Raw genomic sequence first — 19,475 nt, 5'->3', positions numbered from 1 at the left:
TAACCTTGGGTCAGAAAATAGAGCTGTGGAAGGGAATAAGGATTGAATGATAATAAGAGTGAAAAATAAAGGCCGTAGAGATTGTGTAATTTTTCATGGTGATTGTTTATATAAAATAATGGCGCAAGAAAATTTGAACTACGGAACAAAATAATGAAAGCCACAGATCAAAAATTGGATCGTTGTCAGCCATTATTTTTCGCAGATATCTTTTAGTTTTCTTCTTCTAATTTTTTATCTAAACTCTGAAATGACTAAAATATTGCACAATGAATAATAAAGTTGATTCCCCTTTTTACAATCAGAATATTTTTTAATCATAAAAAACTCAATTATCTGTACCCAACCTTGCTGGGTAATATATTAAACTTTCTTTTAAATGCCGCGGAGAAATGTCTTGGATTTTTATAGCCAATCACATCCGAAATCTCATTAATATTCATATCACTTTCAAGAAGCATTTTTTTCGCCAGTTCCATTTTAGTATCATTCCAGAATCCGAAAACAGTAGTTCCAAACAGTTCTTTAAATCCTTTTTTTAGAGTAAATTCATTGGTTCCCACCAGATGGGCAAGTTCATTAAGAGAAGCGGTTGCCTGCAGATTATGTGCAATATAATCTCTTACAGCATATATCTTTTCTTCATCTTTTTTGGACAAGCTGGAAGTAGAAGGTGTTTTGTGAAAAAGTTGTTCTAACTGAAGCAAAAGCAGTTCGCTTACTTTAGCCTCAAGATACATCCTTTTAAAAATCCCTTTTCTGTCACAATGCATAAGATCATTCAGAATCTGGTACATTTCCAAAGTGATATGGTTATGATTTGGCTGAATGAGGGATGAGTTTTGTTTGTCAATCGAATTTCTGAACAGTTCAAAAAGCCCAAAGTGTTCGGGTAGAAATTTTTTAAAGAATTCCGGGGCCAGGTTGATTTCTAAGAGATGCATTTCTGGACCGTCGAATTCCATTTTACCCTCCATATGATGGGCATAAATAATATTGTGCTGGTAGCTGTCAAATTCTACCGTTTTCTCGAATTTTCCTGAAATTGCTTTACTTTTTCCCTTAAGGGCAAAGTGCATTTCTACAGTATCTGCATCGCTTTCAAGATACAGCTGAAGCCGGTTAGTCAATGAAATATTTCCAAAACTGATATGGACATTCGCAAAGCATATTTCATGATAAAAACCATTCCCATAAGGAGGGCTGAGCTGTGTAATATATTCCTGAATATCAACATTATCTGAGAAATAAATATCAGGATAATCTTTCTCCATAAGCATTTCCCCAAGGGTTTCATTGTATAGCCGTACTGTCATTTCGTTTCCTTTTGTTAGAATTTCCTTATGACGGACTTTTTATTCCGTTTTGCGTACCTCCACTGTTAAATGGATAAGATACTTTTGTACAAAGATAATGTTTATTTAGAATCATTCTTAATAATCAGATTTGTTATTCCCCACACACGGAAAAGTAAAATGAAATAGGTGTGTTTAAAGTGTATTAAAAATTAATTATTTAAAAAATATGAAATATTCAAGTAAAGTAAAATGGTCTTTTGCAGCGGCAATAGCTGTATCAATATGCTGGCTGATAGGTGATATTTTTGTAGCCGGATTTGATCCGAACCCTGCAGATTATCCATTGTTTTCAAAAACGTATGCAGAACAGGTAAACGTTGAATTTTCCACTTTAATGTTGGAAGGATCTACTTCAAGATTGATGTTTGGTGCTTTGATCGGTGCCCTTACAGGTCCTTTACTGCTTCCTGCAACCTGGCTGGTGTATCAGTTTTTTAGAGATACCCAGAAATGGTATGCTGTTTTTGTCTATTGGGTTCTAATGGCCGGAGCGGTTTTATCTCCTTTAGGCCACGCCGGATTTTTCTATGTTGGGGAAATCTATAAAGCAGTTTACCACACAGATCCGGTTTCTCATGCTTATCTTTTGGAGACAGGAAGAGGTTTCATGAAAATGCTGAATATTGCCTGGGGAATGGCCATTGGTGTTCTGGCTATCGGGTGGATTTCATTTGCGGTCTGCATACTTCTAAACAAAACTTTGCTTCCAAAATGGATGGCTTTATTGACGCCATTTGTTTTAACGCTGTTGATCATTCCTGTAAAAGGTCTTTTGCCGCTTCCTTATTCAGGATGGGTTGGAGGGGCAATATTCAATATTGCTTATCTGATATTTTTCAGTTCATTGTTATTCATTTTCAGAAAGAAACTGCTGGATAATAGATGATTCTTAAAAGAGCTTTACCATGAGAATAACTTACTATTAAAGTGCAGTGAGAAGTCTTTAAGTCTTAGGATTTAAAGGCTTTTTTGCTCTAGAAAATTATCCTTTTGAACCTTCGTACGAAATATTAACCTTATATTGGCTTAAGAATTACGCAGAAGAATATGGGAAATCTAAAAACATGGATAAGAAAGAATGGTTCCACAGCTATACTGATGGTTTTATTCATTATCGTATTGGTAAATAAGGATGCAAAGGCATGGCTGATGAGACAGGTTGCTTCCACAGGAATCCTCAATTCCAGCATATCAGAACCCAAAGAAAAACAGGATACCTCAAAAAGATTTATCTACGCAGGTTTTATGCTGAAAGATGAAGACGGAAAGATTATTGATATCTCTGCTTTACACAATAAAGTGGTCTTTATCAATTTTTGGGCATCATGGTGCCCTCCCTGCAGAGCAGAGTTTCCGTCTGTTCAGAAATTTTATGATCAATACAAAACGAATCCGGATATGGTGTTTCTTACCGTAAATCTGGATGATAATGCGGCTCTTGGAAGATCTTATTTAAAAGAAAAAGGATTTACCGTTCCTTTTCTGGTGCCTGCCGGCAATATTCCTGCTGTGCTTTACAGTGGTTCCTTACCCACAACAGTCGTGATTGATAAAAAAGGAGAGATTCGCCTGCATCATAAAGGATTGGCAGATTACAGCAAAGATTCATTTTACAAACAGATTGATGAGCTGTTGAAACAAAAACCATAATTTTTAAGTTTAATGATGAGTTCCTTTACCTTATTAACTCTTGAAGAAATTTCTTCCAAAATATTGAAAGAAAAAACACCCCTGCAGAATTTTCCAAAGACCATTACATTTCCTTTCTCCGAGCGATATAAGGATTGGGTTACCCAAATGAATACAACAGAAATTTCTTCTGAAACCATCCTGTATAACTCAGTGGATGCTGTCAACGAAAATAAAGAATTTGTTCTGCCCAATTATTGGTGTTTTTCTTGTAACGGACAGGGTGACCGATGGTTTTTTAATACAGAGGATCAGGTTTTCTTCTATGACCATGACTATGATGAAAAGCTGGAGCCTATGAATATTAATTTTGAAGAATGGCTGCAAATGGCATTCATCGTGGGTCAGCTGGATGTCTATTTTGATGAATATGATACCATCCCGAAATTCATTAAACAGGAGTTTTTTCAAATCCTGAATAGGATCCATCCAACATTAAGTGACAAATACCCATTTATATTGTAACCTTATTTATATCACAAAAAATATGATTTTAAAGAACTTAGAACAAAAATATAATTTCCACTATCCTGAAGTCTACAGAAGACTATCAGAATCCGGTATGCTGGATTGGGGAGAATCCGGTGCTGATTGGTATCAGACGGTCTTTCCAAAACTGAAAGAGAATCCACCTTTGCTGTTATTCGGGTATGATATTGAGATCTGGAATGATGAACAGTCCATCAGAGCTTCCATTCATGAAATGTCTGAGGAAGATGATTACAGAAATATTCATGCTGGGTACAGCTTTGTTCCGTTTGCCAAAAGTGGGGCAGGGGATCTGTATGCTTTTCAGTTTGATCTTGAAAATAGAGGTGATGTTCCGGTAACTTTTATACCCCATGATGATGAGGAAGCTGAAATATTGGCTAAAAATTTCCAGGATTTTATCTTTCGTCAGCTCCTTGAGGCGATCGTCGAAATAGATGAAGACTCTATGTTTTATGAAGAAAATGAAGAAGATCTGAAACAAAATCTGCTCAACCAGTTAAAAACGCATGAGCCGTATTTAGCACCAAAGCACATTGATATTCTGAATGAAATTTATCAGAGAGATATTTTTGAATACACCTATAAAGTACCTGCTGGCAATACATTTGAAACAGAAGGACTCATTACGTTTGATGAAATGGAAGAAATCCTGAAAAGGGAGATTGCTTTTGACAGACTGAACGCAAAGTTCAATTATACAAAAGAGATAAAATAAGTCTGTTTAAACGAACCACAAAAGTCACAAAAGTTTTTTTTAAAAACACTTTAGAAAGTTTAAAATAATACAGCATAAAAGTCCACATAAGTTTTAAAAAATCTTTGATTTTTTAAAACTTATGTGGACTTATTCTCTGCCAGGATATCCTCTTAAGCTCCCAATCTTTTGTGCCTTTTGTGGTTTAATAAAAAAGTTTAAACAGTTTTAAAAATAAAAAGCCTGTAAATGAAAGATTGCAGGCTTTTTTATGGACGGATTTCTGATTACTATAGTAATTTCTGCTTTGAAAAAACAGTAAATTTATACCCTAAGAAATAGAATATGCAGCAGCTAAGGACTCACATCGAAAAAATAATCCCTCTAAATGATAGCGAATTTGAATTCATATCATCCTGCTTTACCTATAAAAAATATAAGAAACATCAGTTTTTGGTACAGGAAGGAGAAACCGTACCCTACAATTATTTTGTATTGAAAGGTCTGTTGAAATTGGTGTATTCTGACGAAACAGGAAAAGAACATATTATCGGATTTGCTATGGAAGATTGGTGGGAAACAGATTTTCCGGCTTACTATCAGCAGGCTCCGGCAACGATGTCTCTGGAATGTCTTGAAGATACAGAAGCATTGTGTCTTACGTTAGACGATTATAAAAAGCTATGTACGCAGCTTCCAAAACTTGAACATTTCTTCCTTGAAAAAGCATATATGGGATTCATTACAGCGCAGCAGCGTACTATTTCAATGATGACAACAGGTATAAAAGATCGTTATGATCAGCTTTTGAAAAAATATCCTTCTTTGGTTCAGCGGGTTCCGAAATCTCTTTTGGCAGCATATCTGGGCGTATCCAGAGAAACTTTGAGCCGTCTTTCGCTGTAAAATGTGACTTCACTCACACCATAATCGTGATCCGGATCACAGGGATTTGCTGTATCTATTCTGCAATTTTGCAGAGTAACCTATAACAAATTCAATACAATGGAAAAAAGAATAATTAATCCATGGAAATGGCAGGATGAGAGAAGCTATTCTCAGGCTGTAGAAGTAAAAAATGTTGAAAGTACTTTATATTGTTCAGGGCAGGCTGCTATTGATCCTGACGGGACATCGAGTGATAAGGATATGAAATCCCAGCTGGAACAGGCCATTGCCAATCTGGAAGAATTGATCAGCTCAGCAGGATATGAGTGTGAGAGTATTGTCAGATTAAATATCTATACAACTTCTACAGAAGAACTTTGGCCCTATTTCCCCATTCTTCAGGAGTGGATTGCTAAGCATAATATTCAGCAGGCAGTAGCAATGCTGGAAGTAACAGGCTTATTTGAAACATTAAAAGTTGAGCTCGAAGCGACAGCAGTAAAATAAATGAGAAATATAAATTAAAAAAAAGACCTTCAAATCAACTTTTGAAGGTCTTTTTCTTTTTTCTTTCAATAGACTTAGCATAAAGGTCTATAAACATTCAATTTTACTAATAATGGTGGGCTTTGTTCTGGTGTAGGAGATATTATTTCTATTAAAATATGGTAATAATTTAATGAATGAAATGTATTTAATAATATGTAGATTATATTAAAAATATTTTACTAATTTATTGTAATAGTGTGTGTTTTGAAAAAAATAAATAATTATTTTTAATTTAAAACGTATCACTTTTATGTGAAATTCACTATATTTGGTTTAATGAAGGTTATTATTTTAATTGAATTTATATTCATAATGGAATAACTACTTTCATAACACCGGAGAATTTTTTAAATATTAACTAAAAAAGAATTTATTATGAAACGTAAACTCGTCTATTTTTTACTTCTTTTGACAAGTAATTTTATTTTTTTAAGTGCACAGGTAGGTATTAATACAACCAATCCGCAAGGAGTATTTAATGTTGATGGTGCAAAGGATAACCCCACTACCGGAATACCATCCGTAGCACAACAAGCCAATGACGTAGCGGTTACCGCTGCAGGAAATATGGGAATAGGGACTACAGTTCCTACCAATAAGCTCCATGTCAATGGAACAGATCCGCTGCGTCTGCAGGGAGTTGGAACAGGAAATAGTACCACAGACCCTCTGTTGGTGATTGATGCTAATGGTGTTGTAAAGAACATTGGTACATTAGGAGCCTTATCTATTCCTAGTCCCGCGGTTTTCCGTCTGGAAACGGGCCAAACTGACTTTTTACAGGCTCAGGGCGCAGGAGGATCACTGGCAGTACCTATGACTATTATAAAAAATTCTATTGTAGGGTTGACTTATAATGCAGGTACAAGCACCATCACGTTTCCTGCGGGAACGTATCAGATTACATTTGTTTATGAAGCATCACATAATGCAACAGGATGTACAGTCAGTTCTTATTTTGTAGATTTTCCTTTGAATGCTACAAGTTCCAGAGTTCACAACACTGCTGCACATTCGCAAGGAGCCCTTTCCAATCATGGAGGAACCATTACGTATGCAACTACAGTTCCGGCCAACAAAACCTGGCAGATTAATCTCGGTAGAGGTCAGTCAGGCAACTGTTCAGGGGCAGGAATGAACCTGGCAGCGACGTCTACCCAGATGCTTGTTTTCCGAATTGGAGATTAATGTTATACATGTTCCCAAGGCATTGATCAATCAAAAAAGATTCTATTAACACAAATACTAAAGCACCGGTTTATACTGGTGCTTTGTTGTATTGAGAAAGTCGGATATGGATTATTGTAAAGAGATTTTTTTACCAGTAAAGCTTTTCATACATTTATATAGATTAATCAATGCTCATTATCAAGATGAATATTCAACTTTTTTCAAAAAATGCTTTAGTAGGTGGGGCTACACAGGGAATCGGTGCCGGAATTGCCATAGAGCTGGCAAAATGCGGAGCCAATGTTACCGTTATGTCCCGTAATGAAACAAAACTTAAAGATTTCGTTTCCTCACTGCCGGTAATCAATTCTGATCAGAAACACGAGTATCTGGTGGCTGATTTTTCGGATGTTGAAAGCTATAAAAAAATTATTGCCGGATATTTTAATACTCATTCGGTAGATATTCTGGTTAACAATACAAACGGTCCGGAACCTGGTTTAGCGCTTGATAAAAATGCAGATGATTACCAGAAGGCATTTGATCTTCTTTTTAAGACGGTTTGTGAAACAACATTGCTGGCTCTGCCTCATATGATCAAACAGAGAAATGGACGTATCATCAATGTTTCTTCACTATCGGTAAAAGAACCGATCGCCAATCTGGCCCTTTCCAATTCTATCCGTTCTGCAGTAATCGCCTGGACAAAGACTCTTTCCAATGAAATTGCACAGCATAATATTACCATAAATAATGTGTTAACGGGGTATTTTGATACCGAGCGAATTCAAAAACTCGTTACCCATGAAGCGCAGCAGACCGGTACTCCGGCAGAAGAAATAAAAAAAGCGAGAGAAAATAAAATTCCAATGAAAAGATTCGGAAAGCCTGAGGAATATGGCCATCTTGTTGCTTTCCTGGCATCAGAATATGCCGCTTATCTTACCGGAACAAGTATCCCTTTGGACGGAGGTTTGAATAATACCTATTAAAATTTTAGACTACCTGATCTATTTATGCAGTATCATTTTAAACTTATTTAATTGAGTTAAAGCTTTTACAGTTTTTGGATTTTATCATCTGAATATTTTCATCCTAAATAATATTTTCAACTTTCATGTAATAAATCCTTTTTTTCAGTTGTCATATACATATTGAAAAATAGTATATGAAAAACTGGTCTTTTAAAAAATGGAACACCGTTGTGGGATGGTTCCTTTTCGCTGTTGCGCTTATCACGTATCTCTCAACCATAGAACATTCCCTGAGTTTTTGGGACTGTGGGGAATATATATCTTCAGCCGTAAAATTGGAAGTAACGCATGCTCCGGGAGCCGCTTTATTCCAGATTGTGGGAGCGGTAGCAAGTATTTTTGCATTGGGAAATTCAGAAAATTATTCTATTGTGATTAATGCAATGTCAGCAGTATTCAGTGCTTTTACCATTCTGTTTCTGTTCTGGACGATTACCCATTTTTTAAGACGGCTTTTAAATAAAGATTTTGAAGATCTTACCAAATCTCAGAAGATTTCGATACTCTTTGCCGGAGTAATCGGAGCTTTATGCTTTACCTTTTCAGATACTTTCTGGTTCTCAGCGGTAGAAGGTGAGGTATACGCGATGGCTTCTCTGTTTATTGCACTGTTAGTTTGGCTTATCACCAAATGGGAAAACGAATATAAGGCAGCTGACAGCGAAAGATGGATCATTCTTATTTTCTTTATAATAGGCCTTTCTGTAGGGGTTCATATGATGTGTATGCTGGCAATTCCGGCTATATGTCTGGTGTATTACGCCAGAAACTATACTTTTTCTTGGAAGAATTTTATAATAGCTAATCTGGTTACATTGGGAATTCTTGCATTTGTATTCAAATTTATTTTCCCTTTGGTCATGACTTTGTTCGGGAAACTTGAAATTTTCTTTGTGAATGGGCTGGGACTTCCTTTCCATTCGGGGACGATTGTTGCGTTTGTTCTCATGACCGTAATCAGTTATCTTTTGATTAAATACGCCAGAAAAGCCAAAAGAAAGCTGTACCAGACTATCGTTTTATCTCTTGTATACATGATTATTGGTTTCTCGTGCTGGCTGGTGATTCCGATCAGAGCAAATGCCAATCCTCCAATGAACCTTAATGACCCGGATACCGCAATCGGAATGAGAGACTATTACAACAGGGTACAATATGGGGACTGGCCTACCATTTACGGACAGAACTACACGGCATTTCTTGACAAAAATGGATTGGAAAAAGATGAAGATGGAAGCTATAAAAGAGATGTCACAGGAGATATTTACGAAAAAGATGAAAAAACCGGAACGTACAGAAAAACCGGGGAAAGATTCAATTATGTGTTTAATAAATCCCACATCAGTTTTATGCCGAGGATGTTCAATGAAGATAAAGAGGTGACTGCCAATTATATTTCTTTGTATGGAGCTCCGGATTTCACCTTCAATTATGACAATGCAGAGGTGGCAGACAATCCGGAGGCTAAACGGATTTTTGAGGAGTTGAGAGCGAAATATGAAGGAGATTCTATCACAGCAGAAGATTATCTGAAGGTAAAACCTTACGATATTATCAAAGTAAAACGCCCTTCCTTCGCTCAAAATATGGATTATTTTATCTCTTTCCAGAACGGATACTATTTTGTAAGATACCTGATGTGGAATTTTGCTGGAAGACAAAATGATCTTGAGGGACATATGGAAAATACCAATGGCAACTGGATCTCAGGATTTTCTTTTATAGATAATGCAATGCTGGGCGATCAGGATCATATGCCTGCCAAATTTAAAAACGAAAGTACCGTAAAGCTTTTTTTCCTTCCATTGATACTAGGTTTGATTGGCTTCTTTTTCCAGCTAAACAGAGATTTCGGAAGGTTTTATGCCATCCTTTCATTGTTTGTGCTGACAAGTATGGGAATTGTCTTTTATACCGGAGTAAAGCCCTTCGAAGTAAGAGAAAGAGATTATGCAATGGTAGGGTCATTCTATGCCTTTGCGATCTGGATCGGTTTGGGAGCCGGAGCTATACTTTGGTTAATTCAATCTAAGCTTAAATCCAGTACAGCCCCTATTGTTTTGGGAATTGTATTATTAGGAATTCCTTTTATGATGGGGTTCCAGAATTATACTTCACATGACAGAAGCAAAAAAACGGCAGCCCGTGATTATGCGTATTCATTTTTACGTTCGCTGCCTAAAAACGATATTATTTTCATTTACGGCGACAATGATACTTTTCCGGTATGGGCAATCCAGGAAACGGAAAGATTCAGGGATGATGTAAAGACAGTCAACTTTACTCTTTTGGCTACACCATGGAGTATCGATCAGGTAAAAAGAAGAACATATAATGCCATGGGAATCCCGGGAGAGTTGACCCATGAAGAATACAGAGACGGCGTAAATGATCAGGTGTATCTGATGAAAAAAGAAGACTGGGAAGGGTTTTTCCAAATGTTGAAAGAACAGGGAGCCCCCGAGACAGAATTTCAGGAGTTCAGAAAATATCTGACTCAGGATTCTCTTACGTTGAAAGATGCTATCAAATTCCTAAAACTAAAATCATCCGCAAAGGATGAACTATTGAAAATGTATTTTGGCGAAAAGCAGTACGAAAAGTACAATATTCTTCCGGTAAGTAAATTTATTCTTCCTGTAAATAAGGAAAATGCTGTAAAATCAGGGATCATTAATAAAGCTGATCTTCCCAATGCAGTGGATCAGATTATGATCAATTATGAGGCGAATACCCTTTATAAAAGCAATCTGATGATGCTGGACATGCTGGCCAATTTCGACTGGAAGCGACCTGTGAATTTCTCATCAGGCGGAATGTATGACAGTGAAAATATTTTTTATCTTGATGAATATCTGCAGTTTGATGGTTTCAGTTACAGGCTGGTTCCTATTCATACTCCTCAAAGTCCGGATGGAGATAAAGGAAGGGTAGAGGCCAACTCTCTTTATCAGGTGGTGAAAAACTTCAGATGGGGTAATTTTAAAGACCTTAGTATTCATTATGATGAAACGGCTACTTCAAATATTCTGGGCTACAGGATGTCGGTAAGCAGAGCAGTGTCTGCACTTGTAGTAAGCGGACAGAAAGCTAAGGCCCTGGAACTACTGGATCTTGCGGCAAAAGAAATTCCTGTTGAGAAATACAACGACCCACGCTCATTAAGCTCGATGGTCACAGGATATATTGTTGCAGGACAGGAGCAAAAAGGTCTTCAGCTGGCAGAAACCCTCAAGAAAGGAATATTTGAAGAATATGATTATTATCAGAACCTTTCCCCTTCATTTAAAGTTGCGTCCAAAAGACCGATGAGGTCCAAACCGATGGAATATGCATTAGTTGTTTCAGCGGTTACGGATGCCTACAAGACTTTGGGGCAGAACGAAAAAGCATATGCATATGTTTTGAAATCTGTTACGCCAATCGACAAAAAATTCAATGCTTTTGTAAATAGATTACAGCAAATGGGTAAAGAAAAAGCCATGAAGGAATCTGAAAATGTCAGACAGATTGCTCCTTTTTATCAATATTTATTCAATGTGATGGAGCCTTTTGACTCTGCCTACTCCAGAAAAAAAGAAATTGAAATAACCAATGCCATGATGAAAGCAACGCAGTAAACGATATGTGAAAAAACAGGCTGTCTCATATAAATAATGTTTAATTATTTGACTTTTGAGACAGCCTGTTTTTTGTTATCTATTTTTAAAGGACAGCAGTAAACTCTTTTTCCAGTCGGATAGCTTTCGGAAACAGAATATTATTTTCGAGATGAATATGTTTATGCAAATCATTTTCAAAATCCTGAAGCATCGCAAAAGCAACCTTATACGTGTTGCAGCCATCTGCTGGAGGAAGATATTCATCAGTGATTTCTGCAATCTTTCTGAAACGGTCACCCTCCACTGTATGTTCGTGCTGCATCATATGAACAGGATTTTCCACTGTTCCAAAAACGGGTTGCTGCAGAGATCCACCGGATATTTTCGCCTTCATCATATTTCTTACAAAAGGAAACAGGATGAGCTCTTCTTTTTTCATGTGAGCTGCCAGGTCGTGAGCTGATTCATTAAATAAAGTATTGATTTCAAAGAGTTCCGGATGTCTCTCTCCATGAACTTTGCATAGTTTCTCAAGGAAAGCTTGTAAAACCGGAGTTTTTTCCTCCACATAGCGGTGATGGGTTTTCTCAATATAATCTGCCAGCAGATCTAAAGGCCAGCTGTTGAAGTCTATTGATGCGTTTTCATTTTTGGGTAATGCTTCCAGCTCTTCATAAATCTTTTCAGGCGGAAGTTTCTTATTGCTGCAGGCTTCTTCAATAGTTCTTCCTCCTTTACAGCAGAAATCAATGCCATGTCTTTTAAAAATGGCAGCTGTTCTGAAATCTTCAGCCACCATATTTCCTATAAAGTCTGTTCTTGTGTTCATAATATGATACTTTTTGTTTTTGATTATTTTTTGAGTGACAGGATATATTTTACCATTAGCTTGGCGTCTTCTTTACTTAATCCTGTGTGAGGGGCCATCGGAATGTCTCCCCAATTACCTTTACCTCCATCAACGATTTTTTGTGCCAGCATATCGAGATCTGCGTCTGTATATTTTGCAGCAACTTCCTGGTAAGAAGGTCCAATTAATTTTGAATCCACCTTATGACAGGTAAGACAGTCGGTTTCCTGAATTAATTGTAACCCTTTATCCCCTGTTGGATTCGGTATTACGACAGGAGCTGGAGGAGCTTCTACGGGGGGTGGGGCTGTCTGCAGAGCGGTAGGATCAGGCTGCGGGATAGGAGTGGTTTCTGTTTTGGAACAGGAAAATAAAACGAGTGACAGCACCGGAATAATGAGAGCCTTTAGCAATTGTGTTTTCATAATATGGGGTATTTTAAGGTATAATTTCATATTGATTTATTTAATATTAAAAGATCTTTTTATCTTTTATTTAATTAAATTTTTTTAAACCTTCAGGTGGGTTAATTTTAAATCCAGATTATCAACAAACATTTGAATTTTAGAGGTTTCTAGCATAATGCGCAGATCCTGTCTGATTTTTTTAAACTGATCATGAAGCGGACATGGATGAATTTCTGAGCATTGGTCAAGTCCAAGTCCACACCCTGTGAATAGCTTATCACCATCTATTTCTCTTACGATATCAGCAATAGAGCTATTCAGGTTTTTCTGATCCATATAAAAACCACCGTTCGGGCCTTTGGCAGATTGTACAAATCCTTTTCTGCTGAGATCCTGCAAAATTTTGGCGATGAAATGTTCCGGTGAATGAATGCTTTTTGCAATATCTTTAATCCCGACCCTGCTGCCATTTTTAGACTGCTGGGCAATGTAGATTAAAGCTCTTAAAGCATATTCACAGGTTTTTGAAAACATTTTTCTGATTTTATGAGACAAAGGTACAAAGAGATTTTTAATAAAAGACAAATAACTCTTTTATTTTTTTTTAAATCTGACGAAGGTCATGAAAAACCTTTTTGTCCTGCTATGTTATGAGTGGCTGGAAGAATAATGTATTTATCCAAAAATTTTAACCCTAAAATAGTAGAATGATGAAGCAATTACAAAACAGTAGAATCAGCGAAAATCCAATTTTTATTCATACATCCTTTATTTCTGTAATTTTTGTTGAAAAAAATAGGGAGTGTAATTTATTTATAAACAGATGTTTGACTTTTTTAGTGAAAATTTTATCATAAAAAAGCGTAGAAAAATTTGGATTTAAGAAGCGTTTTTCTATCTTTGCAGTCCCTTAAACAAAGGGATTTACTTGAAAAAGTAAAGTGGCCGACTCGGTAGCTCAGCTGGTAGAGCAATACACTTTTAATGTATGGGTCCTGGGTTCGAATCCCAGCCGGGTCACTAAAAAGACATTCTTCTCAGAATGTCTTTTTTTATTTGTTTTCAGCTTGTTGTTTATAAGTGGTATAGGCTCTGATATGCGCTTAGTTTTAGATACTCAAAAACTGTTTTATCAAATTGTAGTTTTTTGGTGAAAATTGAATAAAAAACTTTTCTTTTATTGCGTGAAGCTAGCTTTTATCCAATAATCAATAATAGAATAAAGACTATAAGTAATAACAATTGCCAGGACCTTTTGGGTAATCAGGATTTACTTTTTTTATTGCATCCATCAATTTTGTAGCCGCAAATGTCCCCATTCTGTACGCATCATTGATTTGATATTCATAAGTTTCATCCAGATATTTCGGAAGAGTTCCTTCGCTTATAGCAACCACTTTTTTATTGGTATTGTTAAGATTTCTTTTGATCAATGAGCTGTGAAGGCCCATCAGCGTTTCATCACTCATCGCAAAGAAACCATCAAATGAATCATCATCTAATAATAGATCTAATTTCTGCTTTACAATATCAGCAGATTTACAAAATATAATCTCCACTCGGATAGAAGGGGATTGTTGGATTTTTTTTTCAAAAGACTTGAGTCTGCTTTGTGTGATTTCAAGATTTTCATCACCAAAAATAGCCAGTATATTTTTGCAGCCATGATCAATTAGTTTTTCTGCACATTGTTCAGTTGTTTTTATATTATCAAAAATTACAGATTCGAAACTACTTTGGGGAATCGTTTTATCAAAAATAATGACCGGAATTTCCATTTCCTTCAATTTCTTTAAATGCTCATCATCCTTTGTTTCCTTTGTAAAAGAAATGAGAATACCATCTACTCTTGAATTGATACAGGTTTCTATATGTTCCTTCTCAGCTTCATAAGAATCATCCGATGATAATATAAAAAAACGGTAACCTTCTTTATTCAGAACCGATGAAACACCATTAATAATAGAGGGTAAAAAAAACATGGAGATCTCCGGAACAATAAGGCCAATTACCTTAGAAGATTTTTTCCTAAAACTGATCGCAAAATCATTGGGAATATAATTAAACATTTCAGAGGCTTCCTTCACCTTAAGTTTTACAGAACTGCTGATATCAGGATGATCCTTCAATGCTCTGGACACTGTTGAAGGACTAATATTAAGCATCTTTGCAAGGTCTTTTAAGGTTGTTCTTTTCATTCTGATGGTTCAATGTTAATTATCGGGAGAAAATAAGAATAATTACGCGATATTATTTTGTTAATATTTGTTAAATAAATACAGCTAATTTGTTAATGAAAAGTTAATTTTAAATAAAGTTATCCACTGCAATCGTTTGCGCAAACGTTTGAAATTAATATACTCTTAACACCCCGTTAAAAATCATTTTTTAAGACCCTAAAAAAAATACTTTTGAGACATAACAAAAATCTAAAAATGCTATGGAATCACAAGTAATAAAGAAATTACTGATTTTCGGGACAATGAATATAGCAGCTTTTATGCTCTCTCAGAATACCGTTCATGATACACTATCAGCCAAAGATAAGGTGATAGACGAAGTAGTCATTACGGGTAATTCTAATCCTAAATCTTCTATCAAGACCAGTACTTCAATTTCAACCTTAAAACAGGCAGATATTATCAATTCTTCACCGAGAACAACTGCCGAAATTTTTAGAACGATTCCGGGGATCCGTGCTGAATCTTCAGGAGGTGAAGGGAACTCGAATATTACAGTAAGGGGAGTTCCTGTTTCTGCCGGGGGATCAAGATATCTACTGATCCAGGAAGATGGGCTTCCGGTAATGCAGTTTGGAGATATTGCATTTGGAACACAGGATCAGTTTACAAGATTCGATTCTTTTGTATCTAGGGTTGAGGCATTGAGAGGAGGTTCAGCATCCGTTTTTGCATCCAACTCACCAGCGGGTATTATCAACTTTATTACAAAAACAGGTGAAAAAGCAGGGGGTAGCATTATGCAGCAGGTCGGTTTGAATTATAAAAACTTCAGAACGGATATTGATTATGGAACTCCGTTGGGGAAAGATTTTTATATTGGAATAGGTGGTTTTTACAGAGGAGGAGATGGTCCAAGAAAAACAGGATATACCTCTAATAATGGAGGGCAATTTCGATTGTCTTTATTAAAGAAGTTTGAAAAAGGAAGTGTCAGAATTTATGGTAAATATCTTGATGACCGGACGGCTGCCTATATGCCGATGCCTATTGCCGTTCCGGTTCAGACTCCAATCCGGATTATACTTCTCTCAGCAGTTATAATATCTTAACGGGGGCGTTGCAATCTTCTAACTTCAAAAATGATCTTACTTTTGGAGGAAATGGGCAGATTCTTAAAAGCGACATCCGTGATGGAATGCATTCCGTATCCAAGACAGTAGGACTGGAATTTAATTATGATTTTGGTGCTGGTTGGAAGTTAGATGCCAAAGCAAGGTATGCCGCCAATGACGGTCAGTTTTTAGCCCCTTTCCCAGCTTCCGTAGGCAGCAAATCTGAAATTCTGGAATCTGTTGCTGGATATGGAAGCGCAGTATATGTAGGAACCAATACGCCTGTAGACAGTAATGCAAAATATATGAAAACAGTTTTGTTTAATACTAAACTGAATAATCTCAATAACTTTTTCAGTGATTTGAATATCAGTAAAAAATGGAATAAAGCAAAACTTAATGCCGGGGTTTACAACAGCAGACAAAATATCAACCTATCATGGAACTGGAATACATATCTGATGGAAGTTTCTGATAACAATGCCAGACTAGTGGATATTGTAAGCAATACAGGAACCAAAATTACAGATCATGGGCTTCTTCATTATGGTGTTCCGGAGTGGGGAGGTGTCAACAGAAATTATGATACCAAATATTCGGTGATTGCACCCCATGCTCAGGTGGAAATCAATCCTATTAAAAATTTAACCCTGGATTTTGGAGCAAGATATGATTTTGGAAATGTATCGGGAAGCTTTTCCGGAACAAAAAATACAACCCGTGCCATTGATGTAAACCAAAACGGAATTTTTGAAATCCCTGAACTTTCAGTAGCGGTAGTAGACGGAACTGTTCCCGTGGATTATAAATATGGAATTTTTGGGTACTCATTGGGTGCCAACTATACCCTTAATGCCCATCATGCAGTCTTCGCCAGAGTAAGCCAGGGAGGAAGTGCTTCTGCTGACAGAATCCTTTTTGCAGGATACAATTATACCAATAATGATGATCCTGCCTTAGATGCTGTAAAGGTGAATAAACTCAATCAGATTGAAGCCGGTTATAAAGTAAGGGGAGCTAATTATTTCCTGAATACAACTTTCTTCCATGCAAGAACCATTGAGGCCAATTATGAAGCAACTACCCAGCTGAGAACAGAAAATAAATACCAGTCATGGGGAATCGAGTTTGACGGATTCTATAAAATCAATAAAAATTTTGACATCAAGGCAGGTCTTACCTATACCCACGCTGAAATTAAAAATGCAATTGATCCGACTATCATAGGAAATGTGCCAAGAAGAACTCCAAAATTCATGTATTCATTCAATCCGAATGTGAATATTGAAAAGCTGAGCTTGGGTTTCTTTGCCGTAGGATCTACAAAAGCGTTTACTCAGGATAGTAATAAGCTGATTATGCCGGGTTATGTAATTATAAATCCATACATTTCGTATAGAGTGTTGAGTAACTTGACACTGAATATCAATGCCAACAATATATTCAATGCGCTTGCCATTACAGAAGCAGAAGAGGGATCATTACAGGGAACCAATGGAATAGTCAGAGCAAGAACATTGCCGGGAAGAACTTTTGGAGCAAGCGTAAAGTTTGACTTCTAAGCGGGTGCTAAAACTTTATTAGAAACATTTATTATCATTATATACAAAAACTTATTCTATCATATATGTTTACACAACAAGCCTTACAGGTTATAGAGCAGTCCATCTCCGGACAAGGGATTCTTGCCTCTTCTGAAAGAAAAGATAATTATGCAAGAGTCTGGTCCAGAGATTCTATGATGACGGGTATTACAGGGATTTTAATTAAGAATAAAAACATCGTGGATGGTTTGGAAAAATCAATAAAAACACTTGCAGAGCATCAGGCTGAAAATGGCCAGATTCCTTCAAATGTTGATGGTGAAAAGGCAAGTTACGGAACATTGGTAGGTAGAACAGATGCCACGATTTGGTGGATCATAGGAGCCTGTGAATATATTATGTATTCTGGAGATGAAAATTTGAAAGAAGCTTTAAAAGAAAAAATAGATAAAGCTTTTTCTTGTCTAAAAACATGGGAATTCAATCAGAGAGGTCTGCTATACAGTCCGCTAGGAGGGAATTGGGCAGATGAATATATCACTTCGGGATATGTTCTCTATGATAATGTACTCCGTTATTGGGCTTTAGAAAGAGCAGCAGAATTATATGAGGATGAAAGTTTAAAATCTCTCGCTGAAACCACAAAAAAACTGATAGAAAATAATTTCAGGAAAAATAGTTCTCAAGCAGCAAAATATCATGAGACTGCATATCAAAAAGCAAATGACAAGCCTTATTTATGGGCATCATTGAATGCCAATGGCTATGATGAAAGATTGGATCTTGCAGGAAATGCTTTAGCGGTTCTTTTAGGTTTTGATTTAGATTTAGATGCTTTCACTCATTTTTTAGAAAAATTGAGTCTGGAGTTTGGGCATTGGATGCTGCCTGTTTTTTATCCCATTGTATTTCCAAATTCTACCGACTGGAATTTACTGGAAAACAATTATAGTTATGACTTCAAAAATCAACCTTATCATTTCCACAACGGTGGATCCTGGCCTATATATCTTGGGTGGCTTTGTTTGGGATTGAAGAAAAGAAATTATCATGAAATATCTCTAAAAATTGTCAATCAATATGAAAAGCTTCTCACAGAGAAAGGGGCCAGTTTCAGAGAATATTATTCTACAGATCAGCTGATACCCTCAGGAACAAATCACCTGTGTTTTTCGGCTTCAGGCTATCTTTTGATGAAGATATAATGATAAAAACAAGGACAATTTACAACAAAAGTTATTTATTTTTTTAAACGGATTAAAAGATGATTGGAGATGTTATTAATTTGGAGCTGAAACATTTGGATACGGCTGAAAATATTTACAAAATAATAAAGGAAACGTTTGATCATACCCAAAAGTGGGCTATAGGGATTTGCGGCGAGAGCGGCAGTGGAAAGTCAATCACGGCCTTTGCTCTTAAAAATATTTTGGAAAAAAATGGCATCAAGAGCCTGGTGATACAGATGGATGATTACTTTAAACTTCCTCCGAAAAGCAATCATGAGAACAGACAGAAAAGCCTGGATAATGTAGGTATACATGAAGTTCATCTGGATAGGATTCAGGAAAACATAGAGCAATTTAAAGAAGGGAAATCCTTTATTTCAAAACCTCTTGTTCATTATGTGGATAATGTTGTCAATGACGAGATTGTGGGTGTGTGTGATATTCAGGTACTTATAGTTGAAGGAACTTATATATTGAATATAGATGACTTTGATTTCAGTATTTTCATTGACCGTGATTATAAAGATACTTATGAAAACCGAATGAAAAGGAACCGTGATGAGCAAAGTGATTTCGTTGAAAAAGTGTTGGATATTGAACACCATATCATCCTTCAGTTCAAACAAAAGGCAAATATGATACTTGATAAGAACTATCAAATTGTAAAGTCATAA

General features: G+C 36.3%; 18 protein-coding genes and 1 tRNA gene. 14 read left to right on the top strand and 5 right to left on the bottom strand.

Features of this window, described 5'->3' with window-relative positions:
* Nucleotides 1-332: 332 nt before the first annotated feature.
* Nucleotides 333-1,316, bottom strand: coding sequence for a helix-turn-helix transcriptional regulator (locus LF886_RS15575; protein ID WP_236850397.1), 984 nt, complete (start codon nt 1,314-1,316; stop codon nt 333-335).
* 208 nt (nt 1,317-1,524) lie between these two features.
* On the opposite strand from LF886_RS15575, the gene LF886_RS15570 reads away from it, so the two are divergent.
* From LF886_RS15570 to LF886_RS15530, 9 genes are all read left to right on the top strand, one after another.
* Nucleotides 1,525-2,244 carry a DUF6796 family protein gene (locus LF886_RS15570; RefSeq protein WP_236850395.1) on the top strand — a complete coding sequence of 240 codons (720 nt, stop codon included), beginning with the start codon at nt 1,525-1,527 and terminating at the stop codon, nt 2,242-2,244.
* Nucleotides 2,245-2,405: 161 nt separating this feature from the next.
* The gene (locus LF886_RS15565) at nt 2,406-3,008 is read left to right on the top strand and encodes a TlpA family protein disulfide reductase (RefSeq protein WP_236850394.1); all 603 of its coding nucleotides are present in this window, start codon (nt 2,406-2,408) and stop codon (nt 3,006-3,008) included.
* Nucleotides 3,009-3,020: 12 nt separating this feature from the next.
* A complete protein-coding gene (locus LF886_RS15560) occupies nt 3,021-3,512 on the top strand; it encodes an SMI1/KNR4 family protein (RefSeq protein ID WP_236850392.1) in 492 nt (163 codons plus the stop codon).
* A 22-nt stretch (nt 3,513-3,534) separates the two neighbouring features.
* A complete protein-coding gene (locus tag LF886_RS15555) occupies nt 3,535-4,254 on the top strand; it encodes an SMI1/KNR4 family protein (protein WP_236850391.1) in 720 nt (239 codons plus the stop codon).
* Between the two features lie 324 nt (nt 4,255-4,578).
* A complete protein-coding gene (locus LF886_RS15550) occupies nt 4,579-5,139 on the top strand; it encodes a Crp/Fnr family transcriptional regulator (protein ID WP_236850389.1) in 561 nt (186 codons plus the stop codon).
* A 99-nt stretch (nt 5,140-5,238) separates the two neighbouring features.
* A complete protein-coding gene (locus LF886_RS15545; protein WP_236850388.1) occupies nt 5,239-5,628 on the top strand; it encodes a RidA family protein in 390 nt (129 codons plus the stop codon).
* A gap of 417 nt (nt 5,629-6,045) precedes the next feature.
* Nucleotides 6,046-6,858 carry a hypothetical protein gene (locus tag LF886_RS15540; RefSeq protein ID WP_236850386.1) on the top strand — a complete coding sequence of 271 codons (813 nt, stop codon included), beginning with the start codon at nt 6,046-6,048 and terminating at the stop codon, nt 6,856-6,858.
* A gap of 185 nt (nt 6,859-7,043) precedes the next feature.
* On the top strand, nt 7,044-7,832 hold the full coding sequence (locus LF886_RS15535; RefSeq protein WP_236850385.1) for an SDR family oxidoreductase: 789 nt from the start codon (nt 7,044-7,046) through the stop codon (nt 7,830-7,832).
* Nucleotides 7,833-8,008: 176 nt separating this feature from the next.
* Complete coding sequence (locus LF886_RS15530; protein WP_236850383.1) at nt 8,009-11,494, top strand: DUF2723 domain-containing protein; 3,486 nt, start codon at nt 8,009-8,011, stop codon at nt 11,492-11,494.
* An 85-nt stretch (nt 11,495-11,579) separates the two neighbouring features.
* Here the strand turns inward: LF886_RS15530 and ric are convergent, their stop codons facing one another.
* The 3 genes from ric to LF886_RS15515 form a co-directional block, all read right to left on the bottom strand.
* Nucleotides 11,580-12,305, bottom strand: a complete 726-nt coding sequence (gene ric, locus LF886_RS15525) for an iron-sulfur cluster repair di-iron protein (protein WP_236850381.1) — start codon at nt 12,303-12,305, stop codon at nt 11,580-11,582.
* A 23-nt stretch (nt 12,306-12,328) separates the two neighbouring features.
* Nucleotides 12,329-12,751, bottom strand: coding sequence for a c-type cytochrome (locus LF886_RS15520; RefSeq protein ID WP_236850380.1), 423 nt, complete (start codon nt 12,749-12,751; stop codon nt 12,329-12,331).
* 84 nt (nt 12,752-12,835) lie between these two features.
* Nucleotides 12,836-13,267, bottom strand: a complete 432-nt coding sequence (locus LF886_RS15515; protein ID WP_236850378.1) for an RrF2 family transcriptional regulator — start codon at nt 13,265-13,267, stop codon at nt 12,836-12,838.
* 413 nt (nt 13,268-13,680) lie between these two features.
* Here LF886_RS15515 and LF886_RS15510 point away from each other — a divergent pair.
* A tRNA-Lys gene (locus tag LF886_RS15510) sits at nt 13,681-13,753 on the top strand.
* A 206-nt stretch (nt 13,754-13,959) separates the two neighbouring features.
* On the opposite strand, the gene LF886_RS15505 is transcribed toward LF886_RS15510, so the two are convergent.
* Nucleotides 13,960-14,931, bottom strand: a complete 972-nt coding sequence (locus LF886_RS15505; protein ID WP_236850377.1) for a LacI family DNA-binding transcriptional regulator — start codon at nt 14,929-14,931, stop codon at nt 13,960-13,962.
* Between the two features lie 242 nt (nt 14,932-15,173).
* Here LF886_RS15505 and LF886_RS15500 point away from each other — a divergent pair, with 242 nt between their 5' ends.
* The 4 genes from LF886_RS15500 (at nt 15,174) to LF886_RS15485 (ending at nt 19,475) form a co-directional block, all read left to right on the top strand.
* A complete protein-coding gene (locus LF886_RS15500) occupies nt 15,174-16,025 on the top strand; it encodes a TonB-dependent receptor plug domain-containing protein (RefSeq protein ID WP_236850375.1) in 852 nt (283 codons plus the stop codon).
* Nucleotides 16,026-16,033: 8 nt separating this feature from the next.
* Nucleotides 16,034-17,590, top strand: a complete 1,557-nt coding sequence (locus LF886_RS15495; protein ID WP_236850373.1) for a TonB-dependent receptor domain-containing protein — start codon at nt 16,034-16,036, stop codon at nt 17,588-17,590.
* 65 nt (nt 17,591-17,655) lie between these two features.
* Nucleotides 17,656-18,777: an amylo-alpha-1,6-glucosidase gene (locus tag LF886_RS15490; protein WP_236850372.1), complete on the top strand. Its 1,122-nt coding sequence runs from the start codon at nt 17,656-17,658 to the stop codon at nt 18,775-18,777.
* A 59-nt stretch (nt 18,778-18,836) separates the two neighbouring features.
* Nucleotides 18,837-19,475, top strand: a complete 639-nt coding sequence (locus LF886_RS15485; RefSeq protein WP_236850371.1) for a uridine kinase — start codon at nt 18,837-18,839, stop codon at nt 19,473-19,475.

The organism is Chryseobacterium sp. MEBOG07, from assembly GCF_021869745.1.
GTDB classification, from domain to species: Bacteria; Bacteroidota; Bacteroidia; order Flavobacteriales; family Weeksellaceae; genus Chryseobacterium; species Chryseobacterium viscerum.
The sequence above is the reverse complement of the archived record's forward strand: the minus strand, read 5'-3'. Positions and strand labels throughout refer to the sequence as shown.

Coding starts and splice junctions, on each gene's coding strand:
- LF886_RS15575 (WP_236850397.1), bottom strand. CDS start 1,316: ATGACAGTACGGCTATACAATGAAACCCTTGGGGAAATGCTTATGGAG.
- LF886_RS15570 (WP_236850395.1), top strand. CDS start 1,525: ATGAAATATTCAAGTAAAGTAAAATGGTCTTTTGCAGCGGCAATAGCT.
- LF886_RS15565 (WP_236850394.1), top strand. CDS start 2,406: ATGGGAAATCTAAAAACATGGATAAGAAAGAATGGTTCCACAGCTATA.
- LF886_RS15560 (WP_236850392.1), top strand. CDS start 3,021: ATGATGAGTTCCTTTACCTTATTAACTCTTGAAGAAATTTCTTCCAAA.
- LF886_RS15555 (WP_236850391.1), top strand. CDS start 3,535: ATGATTTTAAAGAACTTAGAACAAAAATATAATTTCCACTATCCTGAA.
- LF886_RS15550 (WP_236850389.1), top strand. CDS start 4,579: ATGCAGCAGCTAAGGACTCACATCGAAAAAATAATCCCTCTAAATGAT.
- LF886_RS15545 (WP_236850388.1), top strand. CDS start 5,239: ATGGAAAAAAGAATAATTAATCCATGGAAATGGCAGGATGAGAGAAGC.
- LF886_RS15540 (WP_236850386.1), top strand. CDS start 6,046: ATGAAACGTAAACTCGTCTATTTTTTACTTCTTTTGACAAGTAATTTT.
- LF886_RS15535 (WP_236850385.1), top strand. CDS start 7,044: ATGAATATTCAACTTTTTTCAAAAAATGCTTTAGTAGGTGGGGCTACA.
- LF886_RS15530 (WP_236850383.1), top strand. CDS start 8,009: ATGAAAAACTGGTCTTTTAAAAAATGGAACACCGTTGTGGGATGGTTC.
- ric (WP_236850381.1), bottom strand. CDS start 12,305: ATGAACACAAGAACAGACTTTATAGGAAATATGGTGGCTGAAGATTTC.
- LF886_RS15520 (WP_236850380.1), bottom strand. CDS start 12,751: ATGAAAACACAATTGCTAAAGGCTCTCATTATTCCGGTGCTGTCACTC.
- LF886_RS15515 (WP_236850378.1), bottom strand. CDS start 13,267: ATGTTTTCAAAAACCTGTGAATATGCTTTAAGAGCTTTAATCTACATT.
- LF886_RS15505 (WP_236850377.1), bottom strand. CDS start 14,931: ATGAAAAGAACAACCTTAAAAGACCTTGCAAAGATGCTTAATATTAGT.
- LF886_RS15500 (WP_236850375.1), top strand. CDS start 15,174: ATGGAATCACAAGTAATAAAGAAATTACTGATTTTCGGGACAATGAAT.
- LF886_RS15490 (WP_236850372.1), top strand. CDS start 17,656: ATGTTTACACAACAAGCCTTACAGGTTATAGAGCAGTCCATCTCCGGA.
- LF886_RS15485 (WP_236850371.1), top strand. CDS start 18,837: ATGATTGGAGATGTTATTAATTTGGAGCTGAAACATTTGGATACGGCT.